Raw genomic sequence first — 22,991 nt, 5'->3', positions numbered from 1 at the left:
CGCCCCGTGGCCGACGACGCACCTTCCTCCCGCTATCCGGTGTTCCCGATGATGTGGGTGATGTGCTTTTTCCTCGGCCTGTCGCCGGGCTTCTGGGGTGCCGCCCTGACCAATATCCTCAATGCCAAGGGGCTGGGGGAGTGGATCACGCTCGCCTTCATGGTGTCGCCCTGCGCCGCGATGGTGTCGCCGCTGATCGCCGGAGCCCTCGCGGACCAGCGGATCCGTGCAGAGCGTTTGCTCGGCATCATTGCCATGACCAGCGCAGGCCTGTTGCTGGTGGCCTTTTGGTCGCTCGATCATGGCTGGAACACGTGGTGGTTCATCGGCTTCCTCGCCCTCCACGCCCTGTTCGCCGGTCCGATGTGGGGGCTCGGCACCATGGTGGCGCTCACCCACCTGAAACACGGCGAGCGCCAGTTCCCGCTGGTCCGCCTCGGCGGCACCATCGGTTGGATGGTGGCCGGGCTGGCGACCAGCTATCTGCTCCATGGCGATCGCTCCTCGACCTCCGGCTACGCGTCCGTGATCACCCGGGTGATGCTCGGCCTCATCGCCTTCCTGCTGCCTGCGACCCATCCGACCTCGAAAAGCCGCTCGTGGACCAGCCTGTTGGGCCTCGAGGCCTTCAGCCTGCTGAAGGAGCGGGACCACTTCGTGTTTTTCCTCACCACGGCGCTGCTATCGGTGCCGATGTCGGCGTTCTACATGTTCGTGCCCCGCCATCTGGAGGCGCTGGGGGATCTCCACGCGTCCGGCACGATGACACTCGGCCAGTGGTCGGAGGTGGGCGCGATGGTATTCGTGGGCGCGGTGATGGCGCGTTGCCGGGTGAAAACCGTGCTGATCTGGGCGCTTGGGCTCACGCTTGCCCGCTTCGTTTGTTTCACGGTGGCCGGGGCCAACAGTGTCCGGGGCTGGCTGATCGCTGGGGTCTCGCTCCACGGGATCGCCTACACGTTCTATTTTATCACCGCCCAGATCTTCCTGGACCGGCGGGTGCCGCCGGGGCTCCGCGGACAGGCCCAGGGGCTGCTCACCCTGATGTCGGCGGGAGTCGGAACCCTCACCGGGACTCTGTTCGTCGGCTACCTCTACCGCCTCGCGGTGATCGGTGGCAGCGGCGGCTGGACCCTGTTCTGGGCCGTGCTTTCTGGCATCCTGTTGCTCTGCCTGGTGATTTTCGCCACGCTCTACAAGGGCGTGACGGCCAATGAGGCCCCAGCTGAAAAGTAGCGCGAACGCCCACGTCTGTCCGCCGGGTGCGGCTTACTGTCCGATCGGTTTCTTCTGGAACTCCTCGTCGCGCAGCTTGCGGAGGTATTCGAGATACTTGCGCTGGGCTTCCAGATTCGGATCGGTGGCGTTGTCCTGGCCGTATTTTTTCCACGGACCGTAGGGCACCTGGCCGGCTTCCACGAAGCGCCAGTGGACCTTTTGGCCCGAGGCGACGCCGAGGTAGTCGCGCACGGACGGGGAAATATCGATGCCCGCGGACTGGTTGGAGGTGTTCTTCGGCGGCTTGTTGCCGAAGACGTATTCCCAATCGTCGGTCACCCACGGGCCGCAGTCCTCCCATTGGGCGTAGCAACTGCGGTTGTTGTAGTAGATCTGGAGCCAGCGGCCCTTGCAGACCGTCTTGCCCGGTTCCGGGCTGAGGCGGCTGAACCACGGGATCACCTTGCTCGCTTCGGGCTTGTGGATCGTCGAGCTGATCACGTCGTTGTAGGGCAACGCGATGTAGAAGGGGTTCAGCTTCGGTGAAAAGGACTTCGGGCGGAAATCCCCGGTCTTGAAATCCGCGACCCGGCCGGACGGCTCGGGGTCGTCATAGCCACCGAAGTTCGAGGACCACGCCTGGTCCCACGAGGATTTGGTGTTCGGTGTGGGGTTGTTCTGCGACGGCAGTTCGCCGACCCAGAACACGGTGGCCGTCACCGACATGCGCCACGGATAGAGCACCCGGGCGGTGGGGTCGACCGGGCGGGCCGGGGCGGCGGAAAGGTTGCTGGTCGGGATGACCACGCGCGGGGCGGCGCCGGAGGTGGCGGTGCCCACACTGGGCTGGGGACTGGTCGGCACGATCACCCGGGGAACACCGCTAGCCGTCGCAGCCGTCTGGGCTTGCGAAAAAGAACCCGCCGCGAGGAGCAGCGGGAGGGTCACGGCGAGTTGGGTACGGGTCGTGATCATGCGGAGGGACGTCCGGGCAACCCCGTTAGGGTTGCCAATGAGTGCTGCATTCTCCGGATTCCGCGATTTGGCGCAAGGCAAAAGCCGGTGGTTAGAGGCCCGCCGGCCGTGGAATGCCCGCCGCTTCAGCGTTTCCGGCGAAGAACAGTTAGCGAGGCGAGGCCGAGAAGCAGCACGGAGCTGGGTTCCGGCACGGTGCTCCAGGTCACCACGTCCTGGCGGGTGTTGTTCGTCAGGTAGGTGAGGGTCACCGGGGTGTACGTGGCCACATTGGCCAGGTAGTTGTTGGCTGCCGTCACCACCGCGGGCGAATCGAGCAGCTTCACATTGCCAGTGGAGAGGTTGCCATTGTCGCCCATCACCACTTCCCAGATCGCGGCCTGCACCGCGGCGGCATCGATGTCGGTCTTGCCGGAGGCGAGGTAGCCGCCGACGAGGCGCGAGATCGTGTCATACTGGGCCAGCGACTGCGGGCTCTGGATGTCGTAGACCAGCGTCTCGCCATACGAGAGGCCGGCCAGCGGCTCCACGCAGAAGGCGGGGCCGAAGTCGAAATTCAATTGGCCGGCGTTCTGGGCCTCGGCGTGGCTTGGATTGCCGTCGAAAGTGACGGACACCAAGATCTGCGGGCTCGCATCGATGAGATGCGCCTGGAGGGTTTGGGCGTGGGATCGGCCAGACAGCACGGCCGCAGCGATCGCTGCCACGCCTAGCAGCAGTTTCGTTTTCATGTGGGGGGAGGGTCGTAGTGAAACGTTAGACCCCACCCCGGATCAAGCCCAAGGACCGGGAATGCCGTGGAAATACGGATTCTGTTATCACAAGTTACTCGAAATGAGTAGATTGTGACGGTGTTCGATTTGTCTGAATCCGTGCTATCCCTTCCCGATGATAATTAAGGCAGCCTTATCATCATGCAGGAATATCGGAAAATATGCGCAGCCATTGCCGCTGAAACCAGCCGACGTTAGAACTTCCGCAACATGGTATCCCGCTTCTGCCGTTCGACCGCCTGCGGGTGGTCGAGGGTGAAATGCAGGCCGCGGGATTCCTTCCGGCGGATGGCGCAGTCCACGATCAATCCCGCCACGGCCACCAGGTTCCGCAGCTCGAGAATGTCGGCGTTGACCCGGTGGCCCCAATAGAACTCGCGGACTTCCTTCTTCAGGTTCCGGAGCCGGGCGGCGGCGCGGCGCAAGCGGTTCTCGGTGCGGACGATGGAGACATAGTCCCACATCAGGCGGCGGATCTCGTCCCAGTTGTGGTAGATGACCACCAGCTCGTCGGGCTCGGCCACGTCGCCGTGGTGCCATTCCGGGATCTCGGGCGGCTCGTCCTCGTGCGGTTTACCGGGGGAGTAGAACTTGAGCATCTCCTCCAGCGCGCGGCGGGCGACGACATTGCCCTCCAACAGCGAGTTCGAGGCCAGGCGGTTCGCGCCGTGGAGGCCGGTGCAGGCGACCTCGCCGATGGCGTAGAGGCCGCGGACGCTGGTCTTGCCGTCGACATCGGTGACCACGCCGCCGCACTGGTAGTGGGCCGCGGGCACCACCGGGATCGGCTGTTTCTCGCAGTCGATCCCGTATTTGAGCAGGGTCTCGTGGATGAAGGGGAAGTGCTCCCGCATGAACCCGGCGGGCTTGTGCGTGACGTCCAGATAGACGCAGGGCGCGCCGGTGCGCTTGATCTCGCGGTCGATCGCCCGGGCCACGATGTCGCGCGGCGCCAACGAGCCGCGCGGGTCGCTCTTCTTGGTGAAATCCTCGCCCTTGGCGTTGATCAGCACGCCGCCCTCGCCGCGCACCGCCTCGCTGACGAGGAAGGAGCGGGCCTCGGGGCCGGTGGCCGCGGGGTTGTAGAAACAGGTCGGGTGGAACTGGATGAACTCCATGTTCGCCACGTTCGCCCCGGCCCGCCACGCCATCGCTACGCCGTCGCCGGTCGAGGCGTCCGGGTTGGTGGTGTAGAGGTAGACCTTGCCGCAGCCGCCGGTGGCGAGCACCACGCGGTCGGAGCGGAAGACGCGGACCGCGCCGCTGCGGCGGTCCAGGACGTAGGCACCCAGCACGCGGTCGTCGATCACCGCGCCGAGCTTGGCGGTGGTGATCAGGTCGATGGCGTAGTGGTGCTCGAGAATGGTGAGGTTCGGGGTCTTCCGCGCCTGTTCCACCAGCGCGCGGGCGATTTCCCGGCCGGTGGTGTCGCGGGCGTGGAGGATGCGGCGCTGCGAGTGGCCGCCTTCCTTGCCGAGCTGGTAGTGGCCGTTCTCCCGGTCGAAGGCCACGCCGTAGCCGGTCAGGTCGTCGATGGTGGCCGCGCCTTCCCCCACGATGGTGCGGACGGCCGCTTCGTCGCAAAGCCCCGCGCCGGCGTCGAGGGTGTCGGCCACGTGCTTCTCGATCGTGTCTCCATCGTCGCAGAAGCCGGGTGGCAGCACCGAGGCGATGCCGCCCTGGGCCCAGGCGGTGTTGGATTCATAGACGCCGCCCTTGGCGAGCACGATGACCGATCCGTGCCTGGCGGCCCGGATCGCGAAACTCAGTCCGGCGATGCCGGTGCCGATGACAAGGAAGTCGGCGGTCATGGGGTGGCGGGAAGCATTGGAGGCAACTCCCTGCCGGGAAAGGCAAATTTGTCACTCTCCACCAAAGGAACAGGCCCCGGGGCGCTGAACCCCGGGGCCTTGTTCGACATGAGATTTCAAATTTGGGAGGCCGGATCAGCCCAGCAGCCACAGCACCGGCTGCGGCCACACGCCGAGGAGCAGGACCAGCACGGTCAGCACGGCGACCACCACGCGGGTGACGGTCGGCAGGACCAGGGCCTTCGCGCCTTCGGCGGACGGCTGCCACCACATCGCGCGGATCGTTTTGAAGTAGTAGTAGAAGCCGGCCGCCGCGGCGATGAAGCCGAGGCCGACGCCGCTCCAGAGCTGCTGTTTCACGGCCAGCGAGAAGACGAAGAACTTGCCGTAGAACCCGGCGGTGAGCGGCACGCCCGCCAGCGCGGCGAGCAGGACGGTCACGGCGAGCGCGAGCAGCGGGTTGCGCTGGCCGAGGCCGTTGAAGTCCTCGATGCGCTCGCCCTCGCTCTGGATGCGGATCTGGCCGAGCACGAAGAAGGTGCCGAGCGTCATCAGCAGGTAGGTGGCGAGGTAGAAGGACACCGTCTTCACCGAGCCGAGCAGGTTGGCTTCGTCGGTGTTCCAGGCGGCGAGCGCCAGCAGGAGGAATCCGGCGTGGGCGATCGAGGAGTAGGCCAGCAGGCGCTTGAAGTTCGTTTGCGGGATCGCGGCGAGGTTGCCGAAGACCAGCGTCAGGCAGGCGAGCACCAGCAGCAGCACCAGCACCGGGCCGCGCACCGGCGACTCCGGGGCGAGGAAGGGCTGGAGGAAACGAATGAGCAGGATGAAGCCCGCGGCCTTCGAGCCGACGGAGAGGAAGGCGGTGGTCGGGGTGGGAGCACCCTGATAGACGTCCGGGATCCACACCTGCATCGGCGTGGCGCCGACCTTGAAGCCAAGCGACACCATCACCAGCGCGATGCCGAAGAGCAGCGGCAGGTAGCTCTGGCCGGGTTCCTGCACGGACGGCTGGGAGCTGATCCACTGGCTGATGCCCGCCAGGCTCATCGTGCCGGTGGTGCCGTAGATCCAGGCGATGCCGTAAACGAGGAAGCCGGTGCTGAGCGCGCCGAGGATGAGGTATTTAACGCCTGCCTCCAGCGAACCGACATTGCGGCGCATGTAGGCCACCAAGATGTAGAAGGTGATCGTCACCAGCTCCAGCGCCACGAAGGCACCGGCGAGGTCCTTGGCGGAGGCCATCCACATCATGCCCGCGCAGGCGAAGACCGGCAGCGCGTAGAACTCACCGGTGCCGGATTCGGAGCCCGGGTGATCGGTGAAGCGCGCGAGCACGGAGCGGAAGTCGATCGAAAGCAGCACCACCAGCAGGGTGGAGACCAGCGCGAAGCCCTTGTAGAAGCGAGCGAGCGAATCGAAGCTGTAGAAGTTCCACAGCGGCCATTTCGCCCAGGCCGCGTCCGGTTTCGCCTCCGGCCCGACCGCGCAGAACAGGGCCACGAGAATCAATCCCAGCCCGACCGCGGCCGCGCCGCCGACCCAGGCTTTCGAGCGGTTCGAGGAAAACGCCTCGGCCATCAGCAGGAGGATGCCGAGCGCGACGGTCAGGGCTTCGAGGTAGTAAGCGGGCATGGGGATGGGAAAGCTCTAAGCACTAAATCTAAAATCCTAAACGAAGAGGAAGAGGTCGTTTGTGAACGCGCGTGCTGTAAGGGTCTTTGTTTAGGATTTAGTGCTTTGGATTTAGGATTTGATCAGCGAAGCAGATCCAGCAGTAGGTTCGGATACAGCCCGACGGCCAACAGCGCCACCACCAGCAGCACCGCCGGGATGCGCTCGCAGAGGGTGAGGTCGGCGGCGGACTTGGTGATCGGCACGGACAGGCCTTGGAAGATCTGGCGGTAGGCGCGGAGCATGTAGACCGCGCTGATCACCACGCCCCAGATGGCGAGGATGCAGGCGATCTGGACCGGGCCGAGACCGGCGGCGGGGTTGTAGTTCTGGAAGGCGGAGAGGAAGACGAGGACTTCACCGGAGAAGTTGGCGAGACCGGGCAGGCCGATCGAGGCCATGGCAGCGAGGCCGAAGATGAAGGCCAGGCGCGGGGTGGCGCGGCCGAGGCCGCCGAGGTCCGAGAGATCGAGGGATCCAGTGGCGCGCTCGATCTTGTCGGTGAGCGAGAACAGCAGGGCGATCGAGATGCCATGCGCGAACATCAGGGTCACGGCGGCGGGCAAGGCGATGGTGTTGGCGGCCGGGCTGGCGGCGAGCGCGGCGATGGCCAGGAAGATGTAGCCCATGTGCATCACCGAGGAGTTGCCGAGCATGGTGTCGATCCGCTTCTGGCTGACGGTCACGTAGCCGACCCACAGGATGTTGCCGAGCAGCAGGACCAACAGCGGAGTGAGCCAGGCGTGCATGCCCTCGGGCAGCAGCGGCATCGCGAGGCGGAGCAGGCCGTAGAGGCCGAACTTCTTCAAGACGCCCGCGTGCAGCATCGAGGTCGGGGCCGGAGCACTGGCATAGGCCGGAGCGGCCCAGGAGTGGAAGGGGAAGAGCGAGACCAGCGTGCCGAAGCCGACCAGCAGCAGGGCGGCGATGCCTTTCTGCACCGCCGGGTCGATGGCGACCTTGTTGGCGAGCATCTTCTGGATGTCGTAGGTGCCGGTGACGTTCGCCAGCCAGACCAGACCGGCCAGCAGGATGATCGAGCCGAGGCCGAGGTAGATGGTGATCTTCCAGGCGGCGTCCTTGCGGTCGCCGCGGCCAAGCATGCCGATCATCAGGAAGGTGGGGATCAGCGCCAGCTCATGGAAGGCGTAGAAGAAGAACAGGTCGGTGGCGGCGAAGGCCCCGAGCGCGCCCGCGGAGATCAGCAAGGAAGAGCCATACCAGAGCTTGTCCTTGCCCTCGGGGGCTTTGCCGGTGAGCACGGCGGCCAGCGTGACGATCACGGAAAGCAGGATCATCACCACGCTCATGCCGTCGATCAGGCCGAAGGACAGGTGAAGCTCCGGCATTTTCAGCACCGTGAACGACGCGGCCCAACAAGTGGCCTTGGGCGAGAGCGCGGCGGCAAGGCCGATGGCCAGGTTCGCCAACGAGGCGGCGATGGCAGTCAGGCGTGCCGGGGCACCGCAGAGGATGGCGATGAAGCCGAGAACCGGAAGGAGGACGAGAAGCGCGAGCATCGGATGGGATGGCTGGTGTTCAGGATTCGATTTTCAGCGGCTTCAGTAGAACACGGTGAAGTAGATGACGGCGATCACGCCGAGACCGAAGAAGAAGGCGTAGCCCTGGAGGTTGCCGGACTGGATGCGGCGGAACCCGTTGCCGAAGGTTTCGGCGAGACGGCTCAGGCCACCGACCCCGAGGCCGTCGATCAGGAAGCGGTCGAAGAAGTGGACGAACGCGGCGAAGGCGTCGGTGAAGAAGCGGACCACGAAATTGTCGTAGAAGCTGTCGATGTAGAAGCGGTTGCGGAACAGCGGGATCGCCACCGGGTCCTTGTCCTTGCCGTTGTAGAGGACGAAGCCGGCAAGCAGGCCGAGGATCAGGGAACCAATGGAGGCTCCGAGGATCAGCGCGTGGCCTTCGGCGTGCTCGTGGGCGTGCGGCTTGATCGCGTTCAGCGGACCATTGATCCAACCGAAGCCAGAGCAGATGGCCATGGCGGCGAGCAGGACCAGCGGCAGCCACATCAGCGGGCCGACCTCGTGGGCGTGGTCGGCGTTCTCCGAGCGGGCCTTGCCGAGGAAGGCCACCACGAAGGCGCGGGTCATGTAGAAGGTGGTCAGGAAGGCCACGAACACGGCGATGCCGAACAGCGCCTTGTTGTTGCCGTAGGCGGCGGCGAGGATTTCTTCCTTCGAGTAGAAGCCGGAGGTCACGAAGGGCACGGCGATGAGGGCCGCGGTGCCGAGGGCGAAGGTGATGCCGGTGATCGGCATTTTCTTCAGCAGGCCGCCCATCTTCCAGATGTCCTGTTCGTGGTGGCAGGCATAGATGACCGCGCCGGAGCCGAGGAACAGGAGGGCCTTGAACCAGGCGTGGGTGAAGAGGTGGAACATCCCCGCCTCACCGGCCACGAGGCCCACGGCCATGACCATGTAGCCGAGCTGGGAGAGGGTGGAGTAGGCCAGCACGCGCTTGATGTCGTCCTGCTGGGTAGCCATCAGCGCCGCGGCGAGCGCGGTCAGACCACCGGTCCAGGCGATCACCTTGCTGGAAACGAGGGTGTGGAGGAGTTCCTCCGGCAGCTCGAGGGAGAGCTGCACGCGGAAGAGCATGTAAACGCCCGCCGCCACCATCGTCGCGGCGTGGATCAGGGCTGAAACGGGGGTCGGGCCTTCCATCGCGTCCGGCAGCCAGACGTGGAGCGGGAGTTGGGCGGACTTGCCGACCGCGCCGCAGAACACGCACAGCAGGGCGGTGGAGATCACGCAGGCGAAGATCGCGGGATTGGCCGACTGGAAGGCGAGGACGCCCGCGTGCATCTTGTCGAAGGTCAGCGCGCCGGTGATGCCCCACAGCATGAGGATGCCGGCCATGAAGCCGAAGTCGCCGATGCGGTTGGTGATGAAGGCCTTCTTCGCGGCATCCGCGGCGGAATCCTTCTGGTACCAGTGACCGATGAGCAGGTAGGAGCTCAGGCCGACCAGTTCCCAGAAGATGAAGGTCATGATGAAGTTCGATGACAGCACGATGCCGGTCATCGAGAACATGAACAGAGAGAGACCGGTGAAATAGCGCGCCTTCGCCTCATCGTCCTTCATGTAGGCCAGCGAGAAAATGTGCACCAGCAGGCCCACGCCCGTGACCACGATCATCATGCCGGTGGACAGCTTGTCCAAGGTGATGCCGATCTCGACCGAGAAGTCGCCGATCGTCGCCCACTTGATGGGATCGGGCGAACCGGTCTTGCCCAGCAGCAGGACGGCGATGACGAACGTGGCCGCGGCCGAAGCCACCGATGCCAGGTGCGCGAGGCCGGTCCGCTTCAGGAACAGCTGGTTGGCCGCCGCAACAACGAGCGGGAGGAAGAGAAGGATCCAGGCTAAGGTCATGGGTCGAACTTTAAGAAATGGTGTCCAAGTAGATGTTGGCGACTCGTTTGAAGGCCAGTGACACGGGCTTGAAATTGAGAACGAGACCGACCTTCAGTCCGGTGATGCTCAGATAGCTGAGCGTTTGGGCGACATGGACATCCGCGATGCGGTCCACGACCTTGGCTTCGACGATCACCTTGTTTTCGATGATTAGATCGGCGATCAGCTTGCCGACGATGCGACCTCTATAAAAAACTGGGAACTGTTCCTGCTGGGAAAACCCGAGGGATTGTTCGGCTAGTTCCAAACAAAGCGCGTTCTCGTAAATCTTTTCGTCCAACCCCGGTCCGAGCGTGCGATGCACCGTCATCGCCGCACCGATGATCTTCTCGGTGAGCCTTGAATGCGGATACTGGGTGGAGTCGAAGGACATGGCGAGGCTTGCTAGGCGGGAGTCGGGATGGCCACTGATTACACTGATTAACTGATTTTAAGAGGAAGAGGGAATGCAGGGACTCAGGTTTGAGATCTTCTGTTTTTCTTAATCAGTAAATCAGTGTAATCAGTGGTTTCTGTTTCGAATTTCAAAAAAGCGGTTCGAATCTCGGTTTTGTCAGCCTCTCATCGACGTCAGATCGTCCGTGTGGATCGTCTGTCTGGCGCGGTAGAGGGCGACGATGATGGCGAGGCCGACGGCGACCTCGGCGGCCGCCACGGTGATCACGAAGAACACCAGCATCTGGGCGGCGGGATCGGGCAGGCCGGTCTTCGCGGTGTGGAAGCGGGAGAATGCGATCAGCGAGAGGTTCGCGGCGCTGAGCATCAGCTCCAGGCACATGAACACGATGATGATGTTCCGGCGCAGCACGACGCCCGCCAAGCCGATGGCGAACAGGAGGCCTGAGACGAGCAGGTATTGGTGAAGACTGGCCATATGGGGAAAGCACTAAGCACTAAATCCAAAATCCTAAACGGAAGAGTCAGTTAGGTGGTTTGCCGCTTGGAGAGGACCACCACGCCGACGGTGGAGACCAGCAGCAGCACGCCGAGGATCTGGAGCGGCAGATTGTAGCCGGTGAAGAGGGTCTGGCCGACGATGTGGACGTCCGGGAGTTTCGCCGGTTTGGTCGGGTCCTGCGGGGCGAGCGACTCGGCGATCTTCGGGCTCTTTTGCTCCGCGTAGTAAGCAGCGCCCTTGGCGAGATCGAGCTTATGGGCCTGCACGTCCGGAGTGCTGGAAAGCACGCCCGCGAGTTGGATGACGAAGGCCAGCACCAGCACCAGCCCGGCAGCGATCGGCGCGATCCGCGTCTTGCGCTTCACCTCGTCCTTGAGGTCCAGCAGCATGATGATGAACAGGAACAACACCATGATCGCGCCCGCGTAGACCAGGATCTGGATGATGCCGGTGAAGTAGGCGTCCAACCCGACGAACAGGCCGGCGATGCCGACGAACGACACCACCATCGACAGCGCGCTCGAGACCGGGTTGCGGAAGCAGAGGACGGCCACGCCGCCGATCAGCATCAGCAGGGCGAAGATCCAGAAGAGTGGGGAAGGCATGGGAGTGATGGGGGAAAGGGATCTCAGCGGTCGTATTTCAAGGATGCCCACCAGCCGGTCAGCCCAAGGCCGATGACCACGAGGGACGCTGCGAAAGCGAAGAGGCTCGGGAGGACGCCGCCCGCCCGCATGGCCAGAAGCGGCATGGATTGGGTCATGGCGTATACGCCGGCCGCTACCACGATGGAGGAGGAGATCGCTTTCATGGGTCGTCGGGTGCTTACTTCAGCTCGTTCCACTTGTTGACGAGGCCCTCGCGGACACCGCCGATTTCGTAGAGCTTCTTCTTGTTGTGGACCATGTCCTGCCGGGTCAGGCCGGTGATGGCGTAGTCCTTGCGCAGGAAAATGGCCTGCTCCGGGCAGACTTCCTCGCACATGCCGCAGTAGATGCAGCGGATCATGTCGATGTCGAACTCCAGCGGGCGCTTCTCGACCTTCGCCCATTGGTCCTCGGCGGGAATCTCGCTCGGGGTGATCTTGATCGCCTTCGGCGGGCAGATGAACTCGCAGAGCTGGCAGGACACGCAGCGCTCACGGCCCTGCTCGTCCGTCACCAGCGCGGGTGCGCCGCGGTAGTGCTCCGGCAGATGCTCGTCCCACTTCTGTTCCGGATACTGCATCGTCACGCCGAGGCCGGACGAGGCCAGTTCCTTCGCGCCGCGGGACTTGCCGCGCATCGAATCGACGGCGTGCTTCATCGTGAGCAGGAAGCCCTTGATGAGCGCGCCGAAGTAGACCTTCTCACCGAAGCTCAGTTGCGGGCGTTTGACCTTGATGACAGCCATGGGAAGAAAATTTAAAATCTAAAGCACTAAATCCTAAACCCGGGTCAGTTCTGTCCAAGAAGGCCCGAGTTGGGTTTGGATGGCTCCTCGGACACCTTCGCCACCCAGATGATGGCGGCGCAGAGGATCACCAGCAGGATGAACCCGAGGACGATGATCCCGGCGGAAAGGTAAGGTGCGGCGATGACGAGGGCGGCGAGGAAGACGTTCACCAGCGCGGCTTCGAAGAAGATCACCCAACCGAGCTTCATGAGCTGGTCGTAGCGGAAGCGGGGTACCGTCCAGCGGACGAGGATGAAGAACAGGATGAAGACGATGAGCTTGGTCAGGAATACCGCCAGATGGAGCAGTCCGCCGAGCTTGGCGCCGAACAACGAGAAATCGTTGATGTATGGGTCGAGCGGGCCCGCCGACCAGCCGCCGAAGAAAAGGGTAATGATCAGCGCGGAGCCCACCACCATCGCGGCGTATTCACCCATGAAGAACATCGCGAACTTCATCGAGGAGTACTCCGTGTGGTAGCCGCCGACGAGTTCGGTTTCGCATTCCGGAAGGTCGAAGGGCATGCGGTTGGTTTCCGCGAAGATCGAGATCGTGAAGATCAGGAAGGAAATGAAAGCCGGGATCCAGAACAGCAGCTTCGAGGACAGCGGATGGGCCGCGTCATGGCCCCAGAACGGCAGCAGCAGCCAGCCGTGCTCGGACTGTTCCTGGACGATCTTGCCGAGGTTCAGGTCGCCGAAATAGAGCAGCACCGGGATGATCGAGAGGCCGAGGCAGATTTCGTAGGAGATCATCTGGGCCGTGGAGCGCACGCCGCCGATGAACGGGAACTTCGAGTTCGAAGACCACCCGGCGAGCGTGATGCCGTAAACCGAGAGCGAGGCGATCGAAAAGATGAACAGCGGACCGACGTCGAGGTTGGCGATGGCGAGGTCAATCTTCTGTCCGCCAAGGGTGATGGAGGAACCGAAGGGGATCACGGCCAGCGTGATCAGGGAGGGGGCCACGGTCAGCACCGGAGCCAGCCAGTAGAAGGCCTTGCGGACATGAGTCGGGGTGAAGTCCTCTTTCAAGAACAGCTTCACGCCGTCCGCCATCGGCTGGATCAGACCGGCGAACGAGAAGTCCTTCAGACCGATCAGGCTGAGCGGAATGCCAACCCGGTTCGGGCCGACGCGGTCCTGGATGACCGCGGAGAAACGGCGCTCGAAGTAAACCGAGATCGGCACCAACGGCAGCACGACGAGGAACGTCAGGCCGATGATTTTCGCCAGCGTGATGAGGATGGTGAGAAGAAGCGGGTCCATGGGGAAAGTTAGACGTTATGGGTTAGAGGTTATTGGGTGTCTCTTTCCCGTGATGCACGCCGGAGATACGAAATGTAGCCGTTTAGCAGCGCGATGGCCGTTGCCGCGAGAGCACGTCCTTGCTCAAGCATGTCCGTGGCGATGATGCCTTCGTCATGGGCGGTAATGAGGTGGTCTACTACTTCCCAGCAGGAACCCCGGGCGTTGGAGCAAAACTTCGCATTATCGAGGTAGTGGAAGCGACCGTAGCCCTCGGCGATATTGGCTGTGCTGGACCGTGCAGCTCGTAGAATTTGGTCGCCCAGTCGGAAGCTCTCTTCCTTCGGGAGGGCTTTGCAAATGGTCCTCGCCACGAAAACACGAAGTTCCCGGCATGCTTTCCAGCATTCCAGATCTTCGAATGTCCTCAATGATTCGTGGTCCATCGCTTCTCTTTCCAATAACTTTTAACCTCTAGCCTTTAACCATTAATGATGCCAGCGGCCTTGCGGGCGCGCTCGTTCACGAGAAGCGGGATTTGGTAGCCGGTTTCGACGACCGGTTTGCCTTGGTCGCCGATCTTGGAAAGGGAGAGTCCATTGAACGCGGGAATCGCCTCGGCCATGGCCTTGAAGACGTCCTCGATCATGTGAACCTCGTTCTTCTCGCCACTCAGCGTGAGGACGAGGTCGCGGAGGATTTCCCAGTCGTCGCGGGCACCCGCGGGCGGTTCGACGGCGCGGTTGAGGCGCTGGAGACGGCCGGAGAGATTGACCATCGAGCCGCGCTTCTCGGTGAAGCCGGCGGACGGCAGCACCACGGTGGCGAGTTCGGCGGTGGGGTTGGCCAGGGTGGCCATCTGGAGAAGGAAGGTGGCCTTGCCGACCTGTTCGCGGGTGAACCCGGCGTCGCCGAGCAGGTCCTCGCCAAGGGCGATGAGCGCCTTGATCGAGCCGTTGTCGAGGCCGTAGCGGATGCTGGCCAGCGCGGCGGCGGGGTCCTCCGTTTCCCACACCAGCTTCGCGCCGGTCGTGTTCGGGTTGCGGTCGGCGGCGACCAGCAGGGTGTCGGCCTCGCCGTGGCGCGGCACGATCGCCAGCGCATTGGTGCCGATCTCGGCGGCCAGTGCGCGGGCCATGAAAAGCTCCTCGTTGGTCATCCGGCCGGAGGCGACGATGGCGATCTCGCCGGACTGGAAAGTCTTGAGGTTGTTTGCAGCGATCTCCAGCGCGTTCTTCCACGCCAGCGGCGTGTGCGGTCCGCTGACCTTCACCAGCGGCTCGGTCAGGCGGGCGTCGGAATCCAGCGCGTGGAAGGCCAGGCGGTGCGAGTCCGGCATCCAGGTCGAGTTCACCTCGTCGTTCCGGCGCGGGGTGATGCGGTGGACCTTGTTGCCGCGGGCCCAGACGATGATGTTGGTGCCGGTGCCGCAGTTGACGTCGATGGACTTGGTTTCCTTCAGGAACCAGACACGCATCTGGAAGCGGAAGTCATTGGAGGTCAGCGCACCGACCGGGCAGATGTCGACCGTGTTCAGCGAGTAGTTGCTGTCCAGCAGGCGGCCCGGATGGACCGTGAGGGTGGTGTGGGTGCCGCGCTGGGTGAATCCGAGCACCGGATCACCGGCCACCTCGTCCATGAAGCGGATGCAGCGGCTGCACATGATGCAACGCTCGTCGTCGAGCCGGACCCGCGGACCGATGTCCACGTTCTTCGGCTTCTTCACCTTCATGTCCACGAACCGGGACGAACCGCGGCCGTGTTCGACGGAAAATTCCTGGAGGCGGCACTCGCCGGCTTGGTCGCAGATCGGGCAATCCAGCGGGTGGTTGATGAGCAGGAACTCCATCACCCCCTCGCGGCATTTCTCCACCAGCTCGCCCTGGGTGCGGATGCCCATGTTCTCGCCCACCGTGTTCGCGCAGGCGATCACCGGGCGCGGCATCCAGCCGATGATCTCATAGCCATCCTCATCGCGCGCCGGCTCTTGGCCGGGGGCGGGGCGGGGGGGCATGCCCATCTGCACGAGGCACATGCGGCAGTTGCCGGGAGCGGAGAGCTTCGGGTGGTAGCAGTAGCGCGGGACGTGGATGTTCGCCTGGGAACAGGCCTCGATCATGCGCGTTCCCCGGGGAAACTGGTGCCAAACGCCGTCGATCTGGACGTTGACCATGCCCTTTTCAGCGGCAAGGTCCTTGGGCAGCTTCTTTTCCGCGGTGGCAGAAGGGTTTTCGCTCATGGCTCGATGGGTCCCGGACGGGAACGTAGCCCGCCAGATTCGATCCAAACTATGAGTGGCCGCTCCGCGTCCCGGCAAGCCACTTTGTGAAAAGTTTCACAAGGCGCAAGGGTTCGCCGTCCAACAGATCCAACAAAAAAGCCGGACCCCTGTTGGAGTCCGGCTTTGGAAAATGGGGCTGGGCTGGGATCAGGCGCGGCCGAGGTAGCTGTTGTCCTCGGTCTTCACGTTGATCTTCTCGCCGACGTTGATGAAAAGCGGCACCTGCACGATCAGGCCGGTTTCCATGGTGGCGGGCTTGTAGACGTTGTTGGCGGAGTCGCCCTTCACGCCTTCCGAGGATTCGGTGACGGTCATGACCATCGAGGCCGGAAGGTCGATCGAGGCCACGGTGCCGTCGGTGAACAGAAGAGTGTAGATGGAACCCTCCATGAGGTAATCCTTCACCGGCTCCACGATGTCCTCGAACACGGCGGCATCCTCGTAGGTTTCCGGGTTGAGGAAGTGGTAGCCGCTGCTGTCCTTGTAGGAATACTCGTGCGGGATGCGCTCGAGCAGCACGCCTTCCATCGAGTCGTTCGAGGTCAGGCGGAGATTGAAGATCTTCTTGGTGCCCACGCTCCGGATCGACATCTGGACGTAGGAGGCCATGCGCGGCGGGGTCTTCAGCTCGTGGCTGACGACGACGCAGACTTCGTTGTTGTGGCGGACGGCGTGTCCCTTGCGGAGGTTGATGACGGGCGTTGAGGCCATGGCTGGCGCGGGGGATAGGCGGCGGAGCGGGTCGAAGCAAGCCGGAAGTGCTTTTTCCGCGCCGCAGATGGCTCAGAATCAATCGGCGCGGGAAAATCCGCGGCCTGGATCCGTGGATTCCGGTTGAACCCCGGTCCGGGCGGTGTATCCTCACCCCACACAGCAAACGGGGGCGTTCCGGTTTCGACGGGATGTTTGACGCGCTGGTGGCACGTGGAGGTTGATCGGTTGGCCTCTTGAAAAGCCGATCAAAACAAATAAATGCAGACTCTCACGAGCTCGCATTGGCTGCTTAATTGACGGCCACGTCCGACCCCTGACGCCTGTTAAGGGAGAAGACGACACTCAACAGGCTGGGCTGGAAGCCGGGTAACCGGGCGTCCGGTCGAGATCAAACAGGTTTCTAGGAAAGACAACGCCGTTCGCGGGCCCAGTCCTTCCGAAACACCAGACCGCGGACTAAACGTGTAGAAGCCAGTGCTGAAGGCGTTTCGGACAGGGGTTCGACTCCCCTCGCCTCCACCATTTGACCCTCAACAGGTAACGCTGTTGAGGGTCTCTTTTTTGGGTGAAACCCATCCGGAGAAATCCTTAGCACCTCGCGTGGGATGCAATTTTGAAGAAAAGGCGGGCGTTCGGTGGTCCGGCGGTTTTGGAATGGAGGTTTCACCGTTCGACTCCGATGTTTCTGAAATCCGTTTCCTCCGTTTGTGCCGTGCTGCTGGCGGCCGGTGCGCTTCCCGCCTTCGCCCAGGCCCCCGGCGTTCCGATCGAACCCGGCGTGCCGCTTTCGAACAACCCCGGCATCGTCCAGCAGGCGGAGGCGCTCAAGGACGCGGGTAAGCTGCTGTCGAAGGAGAAGATCGCCGAATTGGTCGAAAAACCGGTGGCGGAACCGGTCGAGCTCCTTCCCGCCAAGACCCAACCGCTGGTCAGCCGGGACGTGGCCATCGCCGCCACCAAGGGCTTCGTCCGCATCGGCTGGTTCTACCTGTGCCCGAAGTGCGACCACTGGCACCTCAACCTCGCGGGCGGTTACGTCATCGACCGCAAGGGCGCGGTGGTGACCTGCCATCACTGCGTGCGTCCGGATCATGAAATGCGGGAGGGCTACCTGATCGCCGTGGACGCGGAGGAAAAGGTCTACGCGGTCACCTCGGTGATCGCCGCGGAAAAGGAACTGGATGCCGCGGTGCTGCGGATCGAGGGCTCCGCCTTGGAACCGCTGCCGCTGCAGGACCAGGTGTCACCGGGCGATGCCGCCTACCTTTACAGCGAGCCCTTCGGTCACCTCGGCTATTTCAGCGCAGGCGTGGTGAGCCGTTTCTACTGGAAGAAGGGCGAGAGCGGAGACGCGATGAAGTTCGAGGACGCCGTGCGGCTGCGCATGAACGCCAGCACCGAGTGGGCTCCCGGTTCCAGTGGCGCGGCGCTTGTCGATGCCTGCGGAAACGCCATCGGCCACGTGTCCACGATCTCCACACTGAGCAACGATACCAAAAAGGCCGGTGGCCAGACGATGATCACGCTCCACGAGGCGGTTCCCGCACGGGGAGTGATGCTGCTTCTGAAGCGTGATCCGAAGGAAACGCCGTGAGGCCTACTTCAACGGCTCGACCTTGCCCTTCACCGTGAGGGTGGCGGGCATCTGGTTGCGGATGATGCCGAAGGCGGTTTCCGGTTTCGCGGGGAGCTTCTCCAGCGCCGCCTTGAAGGCCGCGAGGTTGGAAACCGGTTTGCCCTCGACCTGTTGGATCAGGTCGCCGGGCTTGAATCCAGCTTGGGCGAGAGGGCCGGAAACCTGGGCAACGGCCACGCCGCCAGATTCCTTGCTCACGCCGTAGGCGGAGAACTCCTCGCCGGAAATGTCGCGCAGCCGGGCACCCATCCATGTCACCTGCTTCTCGTCCGCGCCCGCGGCCTCCGTGGCGGCCTTCCGCAGTTCCGGGATGTCCGGCGTCTTGGCGATGGCCTTCAGCTTCGGGCTGGTGACGCCGAAGTTGTCCATCGGGAAGTTCTTGAAGCCGATCTTGAAGGCGGGTGAACCGTCCTTCACGCGGAAGTCACCCTTGGCCGGGTTGATGAACAGCGCATCGCCCACGATCGAGTTCGCGTCGCAGCCGTTCTTCGCGTACTTCGTCCGGTCCGCGTCGCTGGTGGTGAAGAGGTTCTTGTCCACCGTCTCGCCCCACTTGCCGCCGTGGATCGCGGCGGGCTTGTAGGCGGCGGAAACGATGTTGCCGGTGAAGAGGTCGCCGTTGTCCACCGGCCAGCAGTGGGGGTGGAGGGCGTTGTTCACGATCACGTTGTTGCGGGCGATCCGCTTGTAGCCCTCGCGCATCTTCAGCCCGCCGTTGAGCAGCAGGTTGTTCTCGATCACGTAGCGGGTCGAGCCGTCGTCGAGGTCGATGTCCCAGCCGTGGTCGCAGCGCCAGCGGTTGTGGCGCAGCGTGATCGGCTCGATCACGTCGAGGAACGGCAGGCTGGGGTCCTTCGCCACCTCCGCGGAGAACTTGCCGATGCCCGGGTCCCAGAAACGGTCGCGGCCCCACGAGTTGAACGAGCCGTGGTCGCCGGTCTCGAGCACGGTGTTGAAGATGTCGCAGTCTTCCACCACGTGGCCGCCGAAGCAGCCGTCGCCGATGTTCAGTCCGGCGCGCGGCACATCGTAGAGCGAGCAATGGCGCACGGTGATGCGCGCGGCGATGTCGATCTCCACCGGCGCGGTCTGCTTTTCATCGCGGCCGGTGCGGGTGATCAGGCAATCCTCCACCAGGCAATCGGCCGGGTAGCGGTCGTTCTTCGGGCCGGGCGTGCGGTCGATCTTCGCGAAGTCCTGTGAACCGTAGCGGAAGAGCGGGCTGCGCACGGCCTCCGGGTTGCCGACGAAGGCGACGCCGTTCGCGCCGCTGTCGTGGATGTAACAGCTCCGCACGGTGATACGACGGTTGTAGTCGTTCACGAAAACCGTGTTCCCGCCGACCTGGTCGAAGGTGCAACTTTCCACCGCGCAGTTCTCCGCGCCCTGGAGGAACACCGCGCCATCCCGGCACACGGTCCAGTCGGTGCGCAGGAGCTGCTCCTTGTTCGCCATGAAGGTGCGGGCGGCGTGGCGGAACGTCAGGCCGCGCAGGCCGATGAACTTCACCGGTTTGCCCTGCTCGCCCTCGAAGGAGAGCAACCGCGGCAACCGCACCACTTCCACGGCGGCGGATTTCACGTCCGTGCCCGCGGGCGGCTGGTAATAGAGTGTGTTGGCCGCGCGGTCGTGGAACCACTCGCCCGGCGCGTCGAGTTCCTCGAACACATTCTCCACCATCCGGTAGCGCGGGTGCATGCGGGACGGGCGGTTGTTCTGCCAGCCGCCTTCCATGTCCAGCGAGCCATCCGCCTTCTTGCCCTTCACCAGCCAGTGCATGTCGCCCCACAGCGAGATGTGCATGGCGTGGAGATAGGCTCCCGCGGGGTTCGACCACCTGGCGACGCGTTCCGGCTTGAGCGGATCCTTTTCCGGATCGGGCGTGCTGGTGTGCTCCAGCACCCAGGCATCGAAGAGGTTCTTGCCCTCCTCGCGGTTCGGGAAGCGGGCCATCGGCTCGCGCCGACCGTTGATCCAAAGCTGGTCCATTTCCAGTCCGGCGGGCGTGGTCGCCTTGAAGCGGTTGCCGTCCGGTTGCCAATCGAGCTTCAGCAGGCTGCCGCCGCTGATCACCGCGCCGTCCTCGCCTTCATAGATGACGGGCTTTCCCTCCGCGCCGGAATCCTCCGCCGTGAAGCGGACGGTGGCGGGCAGGTAGTAGACCCCCTTGGCGAAATGAACAGTGACCTTCTCCTTGCCCGCCAGCGGGCGGACTTTCAGCCGGGCGCCATCGAGCGTGGCCAGCGGCGCGGCCTGGGTGCCGGGATTGGTGTCTTTTCCGGACGGGGTAACGTAGAGGTCGGCCGCCAGCGCGGGCGTGCACAGGAAGCCGAGCGCGACGAGGGACTGTTTCAAAGACATGCGATGCAGAGGGAAAAGGAGATCACTTCAGGTCGGCACCCAGCTTGAGCGTCTGGCCCTTGGCGGTGGTCACGGTCACGGTGGTGTCGCCGTTCCGCAGGGTGGCAGGGCCGCCGAGCGCGGACACGATCGTCGCGTTCACCAGCTTGCCGTCCTTCCATTCGACGTCCACGGTGAAACCGCCGCGCGCCTTCAGCCCGCTGACTTTGCCATCCGACCACGCGGTGGGCAGGGCGGGCAGCAGGTCGATCACCGGCGCGCCCTTGGCGTCCGATTGCTGGCTCTGGAGCAGCATTTCCGCGATCGCCGCGGTGCCGCCGAAATTGCCATCGATCTGGAACGGTGGGTGGAGGCAGAAGAGGTTGCCCGCGCCGCGGCCGATCAGCATCGAGAGCAGCTTGCGGCTGCGGTCGCCATCGCGGAGGCGTGCCCAGAAGTTCGACTTCCACGCCATCGACCAGCCGGTCGAGGCATCGCCACGGCGCTCGAGGAGCAGCCGTGCGCCCTTGAAGAGCTCCGGCGTGCCGGCGGTGATCTGGTTGCCGGGGTGCAGACCCCACAGCGGTGAGCTGTGGCGGTGGTGGATGTCGGTCTCCTGGTAGTCCTCGATCCACTCCATGATGCGGCCCTCGCTGTTGACGCGGGTGGGCGCGAGCTTCGCCTCGGCGGCTTCGATCTTCTTCACCAGATCCGCATCGGTCTTCAGCACCTTGGCGGCCGCCGAGGTATTGGCGAACAGGTCGCGGATGATCTGCATGTCGTAGGTCGCGCCGTAGGTCAGCGAGGTGTGGCTTTTCTTGTCATCCTTGTTCATGCCGGGGATGACGTAGTCGTTCTCCGGAGAGTTCGAGGGGCTGGTCACCAGCCAGTGGTTCTTCGGCTCCTCCACCAGGGTCGCGAGGAAGAAGCGGCTGGCCTCGCGCAGCACCGGATAGTTCTCGCGCAGGAAAGCCTCGTCGCGGGTGTAGTCGTAGTGGGTCCAGATGTGCTGGGCCAGCCAGGCGCCGCAGGTGGAGCCGGAGCCCGCCGAGAGGTTGGTCGGCGCCGAGTAGCCCCATGGGTTCTGGGTGTGGAAGCACAGCCAGCCCGGCGCATTGTAGTAGGCCTTCGCCGACTTCACGCCCTGCTTCGCGGTGAGCCGGATCAGGTCGAACAATGGCAGATGGCAGTCGGAAAGGTTCGTCACCTCCGCCGGCCAGTAGTTCATCTGGAGGTTGATGTTGCTGTGGAAGTCGCCGTTCCACGGAGCCTTGGTCTCCTCGCACCAGATGCCCTGGAGGTTGGTGGGCAGGGTCGAGTCCGGGCGGGACCCGGAAATGAGAAGGTGGCGGCCGTATTGGAAGTAGATCGCCTCCAGCGCCGGATCGGCGGTTTTCTCCGCCTGCTTCACGCGCTCGGGCGTCGGCAGCTTCGCCGCGTCGGTGGCGGGCAGCGTGAGTTGGCAGCGGTCGGCGTAGGCCTGGTGATCCTTCGCGGCGGCATCGCGCACTGTTTTGAAATCCGCGGCCAGCGCCCCGGTCAGGCGTTTCGCGATCGGCGCGGTGAAATCCTTCGTCCGCATGTCGGTGCCCGCGGAAACGTAGAGCGTCACCTCGTCTGCCCCGGTGATCTGGATGCCGTCGTCCCCGGTCACGGCCTTGCCGCCCTTGGTCTTCGCGCCGAGCAGCGCCTGATAGCGGACGCCCTCCTTGCCGGGCCAGTCGAAGGTGAGCTGGCCCTCCATCACGAAGCGGTCGCCGTCCTTGCGCGTCTTCACCTGCGTCGGGCGGGCAAGGGTCGCCAGCAAGGTGAGGGCGCCCGGCTTGTCGGCCTTGAGATGGATCGCGATGACCTCTTCCTTCTTCGGAATCACCAGCTCGCGGGTGAAGGTCACGCCGCCACGCTGGTAGGTGGTGGTCACCACGCCGGTGCGGAGATTCAGATCGCGGCGGTAGCCGGTGGCGGCTTCCTCGCTGTCCGGAAACTTCAGCAGCAGGTCACCGAGCGTCTGATAGCTGCCGAACTGGGTCGGGTCGAAGCGCTTGCCCACCCAGCCGAAGTTCTTGTTGAGCGCCTCCTCCGCGCCCGCGATGTCACCGGCGAACAGCTTCTGGCGGATCTCCGGCAGGCTCTTGCTCGCGTCATACTTGTTGCCGTCGTAATCGCCCCCGGACCAGACACTGGACTCATTCAGGATCACACGTTCCAGGTCGACGCCGCCGCAGTCCATCGCACCGAGGCGACCATTGCCCACCGGCAGCGACTCCCAGAAATCGTATTTCCGCGCTTCCTTCGCGATCTCGGACTGGGTGCCCTCGGCGATGGCCACCCGCGGCTTGTCCATCACCCGGGCCGGGGCGGTGAACCACAGGCTCGATGGCTCCGTGGGCGGTGTCCGGTCACCGGTGATCGAGGGTTCCTTGGCGTGCAGGCAGGTGGCGGAGGCCAGCAGGAGGAGCGAGAGATGACGGCGCATGGGATTGGGGAATTCGCGTATCGCAGAAATATCCAAAAATACGCAGATGCCCCAACATTATTTCATTCTTTTTTGCGTTC

19 protein-coding genes and 1 other RNA gene are annotated in these 22,991 nt (G+C 63.8%); 3 read left to right on the top strand and 17 right to left on the bottom strand.

The genetic code is table 11. The features are described from left to right. The first annotated feature begins 6 nt into the window (after positions 1 to 6). A complete protein-coding gene (locus llg_RS22690; protein ID WP_338287370.1) occupies positions 7 to 1,236 on the top strand; it encodes an MFS transporter in 1,230 nt (409 codons plus the stop codon). Between the two features lie 33 nt (positions 1,237 to 1,269). On the opposite strand, the gene llg_RS22685 is transcribed toward llg_RS22690, so the two are convergent. The 15 genes from llg_RS22685 to llg_RS22620 all read right to left on the bottom strand — a co-directional run bounded on the left by llg_RS22685 (position 1,270) and on the right by llg_RS22620 (position 16,456). Further along, on the bottom strand, positions 1,270 to 2,193 hold the full coding sequence (locus tag llg_RS22685; protein WP_338287369.1) for a hypothetical protein: 924 nt from the start codon (positions 2,191 to 2,193) through the stop codon (positions 1,270 to 1,272). A gap of 125 nt (positions 2,194 to 2,318) precedes the next feature. Continuing rightward, positions 2,319 to 2,924 (bottom strand): PEP-CTERM sorting domain-containing protein, encoded by a 606-nt coding sequence (locus llg_RS22680; protein WP_338287368.1) that lies wholly within the window; start codon positions 2,922 to 2,924, stop codon positions 2,319 to 2,321. Between the two features lie 236 nt (positions 2,925 to 3,160). Then, positions 3,161 to 4,777: an L-aspartate oxidase gene (gene nadB, locus llg_RS22675; RefSeq protein WP_338287366.1), complete on the bottom strand. Its 1,617-nt coding sequence runs from the start codon at positions 4,775 to 4,777 to the stop codon at positions 3,161 to 3,163. A 135-nt stretch (positions 4,778 to 4,912) separates the two neighbouring features. Next, the gene (locus tag llg_RS22670) at positions 4,913 to 6,409 is read right to left on the bottom strand and encodes an NADH-quinone oxidoreductase subunit N (protein ID WP_338287365.1); all 1,497 of its coding nucleotides are present in this window, start codon (positions 6,407 to 6,409) and stop codon (positions 4,913 to 4,915) included. Positions 6,410 to 6,531: 122 nt separating this feature from the next. Continuing rightward, a complete protein-coding gene (locus tag llg_RS22665) occupies positions 6,532 to 7,968 on the bottom strand; it encodes an NADH-quinone oxidoreductase subunit M (protein WP_338287364.1) in 1,437 nt (478 codons plus the stop codon). Between the two features lie 42 nt (positions 7,969 to 8,010). Continuing rightward, the gene (gene nuoL, locus llg_RS22660) at positions 8,011 to 9,843 is read right to left on the bottom strand and encodes an NADH-quinone oxidoreductase subunit L (protein ID WP_338287363.1); all 1,833 of its coding nucleotides are present in this window, start codon (positions 9,841 to 9,843) and stop codon (positions 8,011 to 8,013) included. A 10-nt stretch (positions 9,844 to 9,853) separates the two neighbouring features. Beyond that, complete coding sequence (locus tag llg_RS22655) at positions 9,854 to 10,258, bottom strand: GxxExxY protein (RefSeq protein ID WP_338287362.1); 405 nt, start codon at positions 10,256 to 10,258, stop codon at positions 9,854 to 9,856. 180 nt (positions 10,259 to 10,438) lie between these two features. After that, positions 10,439 to 10,759, bottom strand: coding sequence for an NADH-quinone oxidoreductase subunit NuoK (gene nuoK, locus llg_RS22650; RefSeq protein ID WP_338287361.1), 321 nt, complete (start codon positions 10,757 to 10,759; stop codon positions 10,439 to 10,441). A gap of 50 nt (positions 10,760 to 10,809) precedes the next feature. Next, the gene (locus tag llg_RS22645) at positions 10,810 to 11,388 is read right to left on the bottom strand and encodes an NADH-quinone oxidoreductase subunit J (protein ID WP_338287360.1); all 579 of its coding nucleotides are present in this window, start codon (positions 11,386 to 11,388) and stop codon (positions 10,810 to 10,812) included. Between the two features lie 23 nt (positions 11,389 to 11,411). Next, positions 11,412 to 11,594, bottom strand: a complete 183-nt coding sequence (locus llg_RS22640; protein WP_338287359.1) for a hypothetical protein — start codon at positions 11,592 to 11,594, stop codon at positions 11,412 to 11,414. A 14-nt stretch (positions 11,595 to 11,608) separates the two neighbouring features. After that, positions 11,609 to 12,175 (bottom strand): NADH-quinone oxidoreductase subunit I, encoded by a 567-nt coding sequence (locus llg_RS22635; RefSeq protein ID WP_338287358.1) that lies wholly within the window; start codon positions 12,173 to 12,175, stop codon positions 11,609 to 11,611. 44 nt (positions 12,176 to 12,219) lie between these two features. Further along, complete coding sequence (locus llg_RS22630; protein WP_338287357.1) at positions 12,220 to 13,485, bottom strand: complex I subunit 1 family protein; 1,266 nt, start codon at positions 13,483 to 13,485, stop codon at positions 12,220 to 12,222. Positions 13,486 to 13,514: 29 nt separating this feature from the next. Next, positions 13,515 to 13,910: a four helix bundle protein gene (locus llg_RS23035; RefSeq protein ID WP_345789182.1), complete on the bottom strand. Its 396-nt coding sequence runs from the start codon at positions 13,908 to 13,910 to the stop codon at positions 13,515 to 13,517. Between the two features lie 35 nt (positions 13,911 to 13,945). After that, the gene (locus llg_RS22625) at positions 13,946 to 15,703 is read right to left on the bottom strand and encodes a molybdopterin-dependent oxidoreductase (RefSeq protein WP_338287355.1); all 1,758 of its coding nucleotides are present in this window, start codon (positions 15,701 to 15,703) and stop codon (positions 13,946 to 13,948) included. 189 nt (positions 15,704 to 15,892) lie between these two features. Then, complete coding sequence (locus llg_RS22620; protein WP_211631804.1) at positions 15,893 to 16,456, bottom strand: elongation factor P; 564 nt, start codon at positions 16,454 to 16,456, stop codon at positions 15,893 to 15,895. 168 nt (positions 16,457 to 16,624) lie between these two features. Here llg_RS22620 and ssrA point away from each other — a divergent pair. Both ssrA and llg_RS22610 read left to right on the top strand, forming a co-directional pair. Further along, positions 16,625 to 16,981: a transfer-messenger RNA gene (gene ssrA / locus llg_RS22615) on the top strand. A gap of 157 nt (positions 16,982 to 17,138) precedes the next feature. Further along, positions 17,139 to 18,053, top strand: coding sequence for a serine protease (locus llg_RS22610; RefSeq protein ID WP_338287354.1), 915 nt, complete (start codon positions 17,139 to 17,141; stop codon positions 18,051 to 18,053). Positions 18,054 to 18,056: 3 nt separating this feature from the next. Here the strand turns inward: llg_RS22610 and llg_RS22605 are convergent, their stop codons facing one another. After that, positions 18,057 to 20,456, bottom strand: a complete 2,400-nt coding sequence (locus tag llg_RS22605; protein ID WP_338287353.1) for a PDZ domain-containing protein — start codon at positions 20,454 to 20,456, stop codon at positions 18,057 to 18,059. A gap of 22 nt (positions 20,457 to 20,478) precedes the next feature. Beyond that, complete coding sequence (locus llg_RS22600) at positions 20,479 to 22,911, bottom strand: glycoside hydrolase family 95 protein (RefSeq protein WP_338287352.1); 2,433 nt, start codon at positions 22,909 to 22,911, stop codon at positions 20,479 to 20,481. Positions 22,912 to 22,991: the final 80 nt, after the last annotated feature.

The organism is Luteolibacter sp. LG18, assembly GCF_036322585.1.
Lineage (GTDB): Bacteria > Verrucomicrobiota > Verrucomicrobiia > Verrucomicrobiales > Akkermansiaceae > Luteolibacter.
This window is presented reverse-complemented; position numbering and strand designations above follow the sequence as displayed.

What these genes read in the sequence shown, in the direction of transcription:
- llg_RS22685 (WP_338287369.1), bottom strand. Translation starts at nt 2,193, where the DNA reads ATGATCACGACCCGTACCCAACTCGCCGTGACCCTCCCGCTGCTCCTC.
- llg_RS22680 (WP_338287368.1), bottom strand. Translation starts at nt 2,924, where the DNA reads ATGAAAACGAAACTGCTGCTAGGCGTGGCAGCGATCGCTGCGGCCGTG.
- nadB (WP_338287366.1), bottom strand. Translation starts at nt 4,777, where the DNA reads ATGACCGCCGACTTCCTTGTCATCGGCACCGGCATCGCCGGACTGAGT.
- llg_RS22670 (WP_338287365.1), bottom strand. Translation starts at nt 6,409, where the DNA reads ATGCCCGCTTACTACCTCGAAGCCCTGACCGTCGCGCTCGGCATCCTC.
- llg_RS22665 (WP_338287364.1), bottom strand. Translation starts at nt 7,968, where the DNA reads ATGCTCGCGCTTCTCGTCCTCCTTCCGGTTCTCGGCTTCATCGCCATC.
- nuoL (WP_338287363.1), bottom strand. Translation starts at nt 9,843, where the DNA reads ATGACCTTAGCCTGGATCCTTCTCTTCCTCCCGCTCGTTGTTGCGGCG.
- llg_RS22655 (WP_338287362.1), bottom strand. Translation starts at nt 10,258, where the DNA reads ATGTCCTTCGACTCCACCCAGTATCCGCATTCAAGGCTCACCGAGAAG.
- nuoK (WP_338287361.1), bottom strand. Translation starts at nt 10,759, where the DNA reads ATGGCCAGTCTTCACCAATACCTGCTCGTCTCAGGCCTCCTGTTCGCC.
- llg_RS22645 (WP_338287360.1), bottom strand. Translation starts at nt 11,388, where the DNA reads ATGCCTTCCCCACTCTTCTGGATCTTCGCCCTGCTGATGCTGATCGGC.
- llg_RS22640 (WP_338287359.1), bottom strand. Translation starts at nt 11,594, where the DNA reads ATGAAAGCGATCTCCTCCTCCATCGTGGTAGCGGCCGGCGTATACGCC.
- llg_RS22635 (WP_338287358.1), bottom strand. Translation starts at nt 12,175, where the DNA reads ATGGCTGTCATCAAGGTCAAACGCCCGCAACTGAGCTTCGGTGAGAAG.
- llg_RS22630 (WP_338287357.1), bottom strand. Translation starts at nt 13,485, where the DNA reads ATGGACCCGCTTCTTCTCACCATCCTCATCACGCTGGCGAAAATCATC.
- llg_RS23035 (WP_345789182.1), bottom strand. Translation starts at nt 13,910, where the DNA reads ATGGACCACGAATCATTGAGGACATTCGAAGATCTGGAATGCTGGAAA.
- llg_RS22625 (WP_338287355.1), bottom strand. Translation starts at nt 15,703, where the DNA reads ATGAGCGAAAACCCTTCTGCCACCGCGGAAAAGAAGCTGCCCAAGGAC.
- llg_RS22620 (WP_211631804.1), bottom strand. Translation starts at nt 16,456, where the DNA reads ATGGCCTCAACGCCCGTCATCAACCTCCGCAAGGGACACGCCGTCCGC.
- llg_RS22610 (WP_338287354.1), top strand. Translation starts at nt 17,139, where the DNA reads ATGTTTCTGAAATCCGTTTCCTCCGTTTGTGCCGTGCTGCTGGCGGCC.
- llg_RS22605 (WP_338287353.1), bottom strand. Translation starts at nt 20,456, where the DNA reads ATGTCTTTGAAACAGTCCCTCGTCGCGCTCGGCTTCCTGTGCACGCCC.
- llg_RS22600 (WP_338287352.1), bottom strand. Translation starts at nt 22,911, where the DNA reads ATGCGCCGTCATCTCTCGCTCCTCCTGCTGGCCTCCGCCACCTGCCTG.